This window comes from Bacilliculturomica massiliensis (assembly GCF_900605495.1).
Taxonomy (GTDB): Bacteria; Bacillota; Clostridia; order Peptostreptococcales; family Anaerovoracaceae; genus Bacilliculturomica; species Bacilliculturomica massiliensis.
The window spans coordinates 1-6,210 of record NZ_LR027585.1 but is presented as its reverse complement, the minus strand read 5'-3'; the positions used below and the strand labels follow the sequence as shown (position 1 = coordinate 6,210).

Below are 6,210 nucleotides of genomic sequence, written 5' to 3'. Positions count from 1 at the left end.
AGCAAGAGATCTGGTGACAATAGCAGAGAGGTCACACCTGTTCCCATCCCGAACACAGAAGTTAAGCTCTCTAGCGCTGATGGTACTTGGCGGGCAGCTGCCTGGGAGAGTAGGACGTCGCCAGTTTTACAAAAAACGGAGTTACGAAAGTAGCTCCGTTTTTTAGTGTAAAACTGGAAACTGAAAAATTGCAATACAGCTGAAGCTGTGCAATTTCTGTATGACACCTACCAGCAATTTGCCTTGCAAATTGGGTTAGGTGTTCAAGCATGGGAGCGGCGGAGACCGCGAGTCGGAGGGAAGCGCATGAAGGAAACGCGGAGCGTTTCAGCGCTGACCGTTGCCCATTTTGCGCGGCTTCGGCCGCAGTGCAAAATGGGACAGCATGGGAGCGGCGCAGGCCGCGAGTCGGAGGGAAGCGCATGGAGGAAACGCGGAGCGTTTCAGCGCTGACCGTTGCCAGTTTGAGAAGAAGCGATCCAAAGGATCGCTTCTTTTGTTATGCGGAAAAAAGAGAGACGGCTGGGTGGGTGCTGGCCGCCAAGTACCTACCGCCAAGAGCCTGCCGCAGTCGTGTATTGTAGGCCAGTCTTAAACGGCGCTTATCCCAAGCAGGCGCGGCACAGATCGGTAAGCTCTTTGCTGCGGCCGCGGCGCCAGGTCGCTCGGCCATCCATTCTTTTTGGATCGTGGAAGGCGAGATAGCGGTATCGGAGTATCCTGGAATAGGCGAAAACAGCAAAAAAAATGAAGAATCACCGAAAAACGCAAAAAAATCAGGGAGGAATGTGCCATATTTGACGTGAAATAGGTGAAAATACAGAAAAAAATGTAGTTTCACCTATTTGGCGGTCCTATTTCGGCGAGATCGAGAAAAAAATCTGCATTTCGCCTATCTGCCTCCAGAGTCCGCCGCCCGCCACGCGCCGTGGGCCATCAAAGCAGCCGGAGATCCGCTGTCCCCCGGGGTCCAGCAACTCCACGGGAGCTCTACCACGCGCCGGGGGCCAGCGATGCAGCCGGAGATCTGCTGTCCGCCGGAGAACAGCAATGCAGGCGAGAATTGGCCGTCCATCGGGCGCCGGCAATCCTACCGAAAATCAATGGGATGTTGAGAAGCAGTAGACACTGTGAGCCCGCAGCTCGCTGAAGGCTAACAGCTGTCATCAACCGGCAGCTCGCCAGGCAGTACGATTGGTAAATCAACTATATTATACTAAATCAAGTAAATATAATGTAAAGAATACCATGAAATCGCAAAACTTGCGTGGGGCTTTTACGAATGCTATAATGAACAAAAGCCATAATAGAATGACAGCTGAGGCGGGCGGATTGCGTTTCCACTGAGGGAGGGCTTAAAATGGCGCTGGATTGTGACGGGATGAAATTGGTGGAGATCTTCTATATGAACTCCACGGACGGCATTTTTATTGTAGATAAGGAAGGAAAGGTGGTTTTGGTTAACCCGGCGATTTTAACAATGCTGGGAACATCGTATAAGGAATTGGTTGGGGTCTATGTCAGCGAAATTCTGAAAAATGGAATTTATACGGGGGCGCCGTCCTTAAAAGCGCTGGAAACAAAGAAATCTTTTACAGGTCTGGTCAAAGCGCGCAACGGGACGGAGATCATGTCCACCAGCAAACCGATTTTTGATGAAAATGGTGAGCTGCAGTGGATCATCACGAATTGCCGTCCTTTGTCGGTGGTGGATACCTTTTACGAGGAATACGTCAGAGAAACGGGGAAGCAGGATGTGAAGGACCATTACTTGTCAAAGTTGGAAAGGGAATTTGTCTACCATAGCCCGCTTATGAAGAAGCTGATGGAGCAGGTAGAGATCGTTGCGCGGAGTGAATGTACCGTTATCATATATGGGGAGACGGGAACCGGGAAAGGGCTGCTGGCGCAGTACATACATGATAAGAGCCCAAGGAGGACGAAACGTCTGATCGAGATCAACTGCGCTGCGATTCCCGACAATTTGATCGAGTCTGAGCTGTTCGGTTATGAGAAGGGAGCGTTTACCGGCGCAAGCACGGAGGGGAAGCTGGGACTGTTCGAGGTGGCAAGCGGCGGGACGCTGCTTTTAGACGAGATCGGCGAGATGCCCATGCACCTGCAGGCCAAGCTGCTTAAAGTATTGGACGCGGGTTATATCCTTCGGGTGGGCGGAACTGTTCATCATAAGGTAAATACGCGCGTGCTCGTGGCGACTAATCAGAATCTAAAAAAACTGGTAAGGGAAGGAAAGTTCAGAGAGGATCTGTTTTACAGATTGAACGTAGTGCCCATCACGATGCCGCCGCTGAGCAGCCGAAAGGAGGATATTGTCCATCTGGCTGAAAGAATTCTGGCCGAGCTGAATCAGAAGTACGGGGGAGAAAAGGAAATCAGTGAAAAGACAATGAAATGTCTGGAGCAATACGATTGGCCTGGCAATGTGCGGCAGCTGCGCAATGTAATTGAACGGCTTTATATCATGTCCCCGGGCAAGCAGCTCACTCTTGCATCGGAGATGACGATCAAACAGGATGAGGATATTTATACAGCAGAGGACAGCGGAAGACAGAGACGGCGCAAAGTGGCCGCCGAGGTGAAGCAGACGGAGGCCCGGACGGTAAATGACAGCGCTGCGGACAACGGCGCTACGCTGAGAGATTATCTGGCGGAGACGGAGAAGGAGTATATTTTCGAGACTCTGTCCGCATGCGGCGGAAGCGTGCCCGAGGCCGCAAAGCGGCTGGGGGTACATCGCACATCGCTCTACAAAAAGCTGAACGAATACGGTGGGTAACGCTGTCTGTACACATGGAGCCCGGCTGTATGTGTACAGCCAACAGCAGTCAGCAGCGTGTCAGAATGTGAAAAATCATCCCATGAGATGAGAATAGTTTAAACTAAAAAATGTTGGAGTAAGCAGAGGAAATGCATTACTCCAACATTTTTTTAATGGACAGAACTTGATCTGCGTTGGATCGGGCCTTATGGAAACGCCAGAAGAGATTTTCAGATATGCGCTGATCCCTTATCGGTCAGCCCGGTCAGTTTCGTAATTTCAGCGGAGGACATGCCGGCAGCTTTCATGCGGGCCGCGACTTCTTCCAGCACTTCTTCCCGCACTTCCTGCTTTGCACGATTCATTCGGGTGGCCTCGTCCCGCACGCCGCTCATGATGAATTCATACTTCTCTCTCAGCTGGGGATCGTCCGCAGCAAAATGATTTGGTTTCCTTCAGCGTTATTTCATTGTTAATTTTTTGGCATAATAATTGCATTTTATATTGTTAGAAAACTTGGAAAACGGAAAATTCGGAGAAGTCGAAATGAAAGAAACGCGTCAAAGACTGGACTTGAGCCGGTTCCGTTTCCGGCGGCGGCGCCGAAAATAAGAAAAGAAAAAATCGATGTGTAGACTGCAGAATACAAAAAAGTCGATTTTTTGCGACAAGTAAGAGGAGGTATCCAGGCAATGAAAGATCTAAACGGGTTGTCAAAAGAAAAATTAGAGGAAATGTATGTAAAGATGGAACAAATTCGTCAGTTTGAGCTGAAAGCTGCAGAACTGTATCAGGCGGGAGAGCTTCCGGGATTTCTGCATCCGTGCGCCGGACAGGAGGCCGCGGCGGTGGGGGTAATGACCGCAATAGATCAGGATGATTATATTTCGACAACTCACAGGGGACACGGACACGTGATCGCGAAAGGCACGGATCTGAACCGGATGATGGCGGAATTGTTTGCGAAAAAAGACGGATGCTGCCGTGGAAACGGCGGATCTATGCATATTATGGACCGCAGCCGTGGAATATTGGGAGCCAACGGGATCGTGGGAGCGGGAACCACGCTGGCGACGGGAGCGGCGCTGGCCGCCAAGATCAGCGGGAACGGCAGGATCGCCGTCAGCTTTTTCGGAGACGGCGCACAGAACGAAGGCTTTTTCCACGAGAGCATGAATATTGCTTCCATCTGGAATCTGCCTGTGATCTTTGCCTGTGAGAATAACCAGTATGCAGAGTCTACGTCGCAGAAGTATCACATGCGCCCCGATGACATCGCGCAGAGAGGCGAGGGTTACGGTGTGAAATCCTTCACAGCGGACGGAAACGACGTGCTGGATGTGTACGAGAAAGCGCGGCAAGCCGCGGAGATCTGCAGAAAAGGAGAGGGACCGGTGCTGATCGAATCCAAAACATATCGCTGGTTCGGTCATTATGTGGGAGATCCGGGGATCTACAGACCGGAGGGAGAAGCGGAAATGTGGAAGGGCCCCGAGAAAGAACCCATAGCCAGGTTCCGGGCGCAGCTCGCCGGAAAGGGCTTGTTCACCGAGGAAGAGCTCGACCAGCTGCGGGATCAGGTGGCCCGGCAGATCGAGGAAGCCGTGGCTTTTGGCAAGGCCAGCGAGCCCCAGGTCCCGGAGTTTGCGTTGGAAAATGTCTATGAGGAAGGACTGCTGTAAAAGGCGGATGAAATAGGAGGATACAAGCATGCGGAAGATTACATACAGAGATGCGATCAAAGAAGCGCTGGAAGAAGAAATGAGGCGGGATGACAACGTATTTCTGATCGGTGAAGATATTGCGGACCCCTTTGGAGGATCGTTTAAAGTGACGAAAGGGCTGTCCACGGAATTTGGCACGGAGAGAGTGAGAAACACGCCCATATCCGAGGCAGGTCTTACTGGAGCCGCGGTGGGCGCGGCGATCGCAGGGCTGAGACCGGTGGCGGAGATCATGTACATCGACTTCTCCGGCTGCTGCTTTGACGCGATCGTCAACCAGGCGGCAAAGATCCGCTATATGTCGGGAGGACAGGTGGAAGTTCCGCTGGTATTTCGCACACAGCAGGGCGCCGGAAAATCCTCGGCCGCTCAGCACGCCCAGAGCTGGGAGGCAATCTACGCGCATATTCCAGGGCTGAAGGTCGTTCTGCCGTCTACGGCGTACGATGTAAAAGGTCTTCTGAAGACCGCGATCCGCTCCAACGACCCGGTGCTGTTCATCGAGCACAAGATGCTCTACGGGGAAAAGGGAGAGGTGCCGGAGGAAGAATATACGATCCCCTTTGGAAAAGCAGAAGTCAGGAAAACAGGATCCGACGTCACCATCGTCGCCTATTCGCGTATGGTCCAGATGGCGCTGGAAGCCGCAAAGATGCTGGAGAAGGATGGGATCGACGCTGAGGTGATCGATCTTCGGACCGTGGTTCCGCTGGACCGGGAGACGCTGCTGAATTCCATACGCAAGACCGGAAGGCTGGCGGTGGTCCACGAAGCTGTCAAACGGTGCGGATTTGGAGCGGAGCTGACGGCCTTTGCGGTAGAGGAGGCCTTTGATTATCTGGACGCGCCGGTGGTCCGCGTGGCGGCGGAGAATACGCCGGTGGCCTTTGCCCCCCAGTTGGAAAATCGCATCATTCCCAATACGGACCGCATTTACACATCGGTGAAGAAACTGTTTGAATAGCCAGAGCTCGCAGAGAGCGGAAGGGAGTGAGAAGCTTGATAACATGGATTAATATGCCGAGACTGGGCCTGACGATGAACGAAGGCGTCATCACGCGGTGGATGAAGAAGGTGGGAGATACCGTCGAAAAGGGAGAGGTCATAGCTGAAATTGAATCGGATAAATCCACTGTTCCATTTGAGTCGCCTGAGAGTGGAACGCTGCTCAAGATAATCGCAGAGGAGGGCGCGGAGATCCCCATTTACGAACCTATCGCAGCCATCGGAGAGGCGGGTGAGGAAGTGACCGAGGCCCCGGGGACATCTGAACTGTCCGCATCCGGGCAGCCGGCTCCGGATCGGCCGGCGTCAGGTCAAACAGCGTCAGGTATGCCAGATCCAGATACGTCAGTTTCAGGACCGGCTGCTTCTGACGATGTCTCCGGCAGGGACGCAGTTCCGGGGGAGAGGGTCTTTGCCTCGCCGGCAGCGCGGAAAGCCGCGGCGGAAAACGGAGTGGATCTGAGGCTGGTACCTTTGCGGCAGGGGAAGAAACGTCTCGAAAAGGCCGATGTGCTCTCGTGGATTCAGGAGCATAAGGTGAAGAGCACGCCTCTTGCAAAACGCGTGGCCGAAGGAGCGGGGATCGATCTGGCCCATATCCAACCGGCCAACGGGACTCGCATCTACAGCTCGGATCTGCGCGGCGCCGCAGCGGAAGAACGCGAAGCCGCGCCGGCTGCACGCAGGAGGCCGGGCGGCCTG

Annotated in this window: 6 protein-coding genes and 1 rRNA gene; 6 read left to right on the top strand and 1 reads right to left on the bottom strand. The window is 53.4% G+C overall.

The window, feature by feature from the left end; translation table 11 throughout:
* Window positions 1-9 precede the first annotated feature (9 nt).
* From rrf to E0E37_RS00380, 3 genes are all read left to right on the top strand, one after another.
* A 5S ribosomal RNA gene (rrf, locus tag E0E37_RS00385) occupies window positions 10-126 on the top strand.
* A 180-nt stretch (window positions 127-306) separates the two neighbouring features.
* On the top strand, window positions 307-453 hold the full coding sequence (locus E0E37_RS18445) for a hypothetical protein (RefSeq protein WP_165445132.1): 147 nt from the start codon (window positions 307-309) through the stop codon (window positions 451-453).
* A 907-nt stretch (window positions 454-1,360) separates the two neighbouring features.
* Complete coding sequence (locus E0E37_RS00380) at window positions 1,361-2,797, top strand: sigma-54 interaction domain-containing protein (protein WP_130861004.1); 1,437 nt, start codon at window positions 1,361-1,363, stop codon at window positions 2,795-2,797.
* Between the two features lie 212 nt (window positions 2,798-3,009).
* On the opposite strand, the gene E0E37_RS18970 is transcribed toward E0E37_RS00380, so the two are convergent.
* Window positions 3,010-3,144: a hypothetical protein gene (locus E0E37_RS18970; protein ID WP_281275507.1), complete on the bottom strand. Its 135-nt coding sequence runs from the start codon at window positions 3,142-3,144 to the stop codon at window positions 3,010-3,012.
* A 327-nt stretch (window positions 3,145-3,471) separates the two neighbouring features.
* Between E0E37_RS18970 and E0E37_RS00375 the strand changes: the two genes are divergently transcribed.
* The 3 genes from E0E37_RS00375 to E0E37_RS00365 all read left to right on the top strand — a co-directional run.
* Window positions 3,472-4,461, top strand: a complete 990-nt coding sequence (locus E0E37_RS00375) for a thiamine pyrophosphate-dependent dehydrogenase E1 component subunit alpha (protein ID WP_207302890.1) — start codon at window positions 3,472-3,474, stop codon at window positions 4,459-4,461.
* A gap of 28 nt (window positions 4,462-4,489) precedes the next feature.
* Window positions 4,490-5,467 carry an alpha-ketoacid dehydrogenase subunit beta gene (locus tag E0E37_RS00370; protein ID WP_130861003.1) on the top strand — a complete coding sequence of 326 codons (978 nt, stop codon included), beginning with the start codon at window positions 4,490-4,492 and terminating at the stop codon, window positions 5,465-5,467.
* 35 nt (window positions 5,468-5,502) lie between these two features.
* Window positions 5,503-6,210, top strand: a 708-nt coding sequence (locus E0E37_RS00365; RefSeq protein ID WP_207302889.1) for a biotin/lipoyl-containing protein, incomplete at its 3' end; no start/stop codon positions are given.

Excerpts from the sequence above, each read along its gene's own strand:
- E0E37_RS18445 (WP_165445132.1), top strand. The coding sequence starts at position 307 with ATGAAGGAAACGCGGAGCGTTTCAGCGCTGACCGTTGCCCATTTTGCG.
- E0E37_RS00380 (WP_130861004.1), top strand. The coding sequence starts at position 1,361 with ATGGCGCTGGATTGTGACGGGATGAAATTGGTGGAGATCTTCTATATG.
- E0E37_RS18970 (WP_281275507.1), bottom strand. The coding sequence starts at position 3,144 with ATGAATCGTGCAAAGCAGGAAGTGCGGGAAGAAGTGCTGGAAGAAGTC.
- E0E37_RS00375 (WP_207302890.1), top strand. The coding sequence starts at position 3,472 with ATGAAAGATCTAAACGGGTTGTCAAAAGAAAAATTAGAGGAAATGTAT.
- E0E37_RS00370 (WP_130861003.1), top strand. The coding sequence starts at position 4,490 with ATGCGGAAGATTACATACAGAGATGCGATCAAAGAAGCGCTGGAAGAA.